Raw genomic sequence first — 1,416 nt, forward strand, 5'->3', positions numbered from 1 at the left:
CAGCCGCGCCGCCCGCGAGGTCGAACTGGGCCTGCGGCTCGCGGCCGGCGACGAGCGCGGCGCGTGGCGCGCTCGCGCGCACCTGGCCGACCTGGCGCTGGCGATGGGCGAGGTCGACGAGGCGGTGTATCTCGGCCACCAGCTGGTCGATTCGCTGCGCAGCAAGCGCGCCCCGGCCACGCTGTGCACCGCGCTGCTGAACCTGATGCATGCGCTGCTGGAGCACGGGTCGGTGGACGAGGCGTTCGCGCTGTCGCACGACGCGCTGCGGCTGGCCGCCGATTGCGGCCTGCTGTGGCAGGCGGCCGACACGCTGGCCTGGCTCGCCGCCTGCCGGGGCGACCTGGACACGGCCGCCGAACTCGCGGGATGGTCGGACGCGGCCTGCCGGCGCCGCGATGAGCCGCGTGCGGCATTGCATGCGCTGCGGCGCGAGAAGGCGCAGCGGCTGATCGGCGCGCTGCCCGCCGCCGCGCTCGAGCGCGCGATGAGCGCGGGCGCCCGGCTCGGCGAGGCCGACATCGTGGCGTTGTGGGACGCGGCAAGGAGCGGCTGAGGCCGCGCAGCCTCAGTGAAAGTCGTCCTCTCGCTGGTGGCGGACGGCCGCGACCACAACGGTTTCTTCATCGATGATCTCGAACAACGCGACGCAGCCGGTGCGGCCGCACGCGATCACGAGTTCGCGCAGGAACGGGCTGGAGGCCGCCTTTCGGCAGGTGAACGGAAACTTCTCCAGTGTCCGCAATCCCCCGGCGATCGCACCGAGGGCTTCTTCTGCCAGGGCCAGGTCGCCATCCTCGCGCGCGAACTCGCGTTCGATGAGGAAATCGCAGAGCCGGTCGAGGTCCTGCTGCGCCTCGCGCGTCAGCAGAACGCGAAAGCTCATCGCTTCGAACGACCCAGGGCCGTCCGGCGGGCCTGCGCACCGGCGAGCTTCTTCTCGAGCCCGCCGATGACCTCGTCCGCACTCACGAACCGGCCGTCGCGCTTCGCGGACTCGAGGGAGGCCAGCCCGCGTGCGATGAACTCCGCTTGCGCGAGGCGGCGGTTGACGCCTTCACGCACGGAAGCCTCGACGAACTGGGACAGGCTTTCTCCGCTCTGCAGCACGCGCTCCAGTTGCTCACGCAACTCGGGTTCGACACGGACGGCAGGAATGGTGGAGGACTTCATGGCCGCCAATGTAATTCATTTGCGACACATCGAGATCCTCTTCGGCACGCCAGCCCGGCGGGCGGCACCGGCGACGGGTCAGCGGGTGTCGTTCTGCACGACCGGGTCGACCGACGCCATGAGCTGGCCGGCGTCGTCGGTCACGTAGACCCGATACGCAAAGGCTCGCCCATCGGAGTTCCTGTTTTCCACGGTCGCAGACCTGCGGTCGGGCACCGAGTATTGCACCGCACCGAACTGATG

General features: G+C 70.2%; 3 protein-coding genes. 1 reads left to right on the top strand and 2 read right to left on the bottom strand.

Going from position 1 to position 1,416, the window contains the following annotated elements; translation table 11 throughout:
- The coding region (locus tag AC1D15_RS32185; RefSeq protein WP_477829254.1) for a hypothetical protein at positions 1–556 on the top strand (556 nt) is incomplete at its 5' end.
- 12 nt (positions 557–568) lie between these two features.
- Here AC1D15_RS32185 and AC1D15_RS32190 read toward each other — a convergent pair.
- Positions 569–886, bottom strand: a complete 318-nt coding sequence (locus AC1D15_RS32190; protein WP_477829255.1) for a type II toxin-antitoxin system RelE/ParE family toxin — start codon at positions 884–886, stop codon at positions 569–571.
- Complete coding sequence (locus AC1D15_RS32195) at positions 883–1,173, bottom strand: YlcI/YnfO family protein (RefSeq protein WP_477829256.1); 291 nt, start codon at positions 1,171–1,173, stop codon at positions 883–885. The genes AC1D15_RS32190 and AC1D15_RS32195 overlap by 4 nt, the downstream gene beginning before the upstream one ends.
- Positions 1,174–1,416 lie beyond the last annotated feature (243 nt).

It is taken from the genome of Rhizobacter sp. P2_H2 (genome assembly GCF_056403375.1).

Coding starts and splice junctions, on each gene's coding strand:
- AC1D15_RS32195 (WP_477829256.1), bottom strand. CDS start 1,173: ATGAAGTCCTCCACCATTCCTGCCGTCCGTGTCGAACCCGAGTTGCGT.
- AC1D15_RS32190 (WP_477829255.1), bottom strand. CDS start 886: ATGAGCTTTCGCGTTCTGCTGACGCGCGAGGCGCAGCAGGACCTCGAC.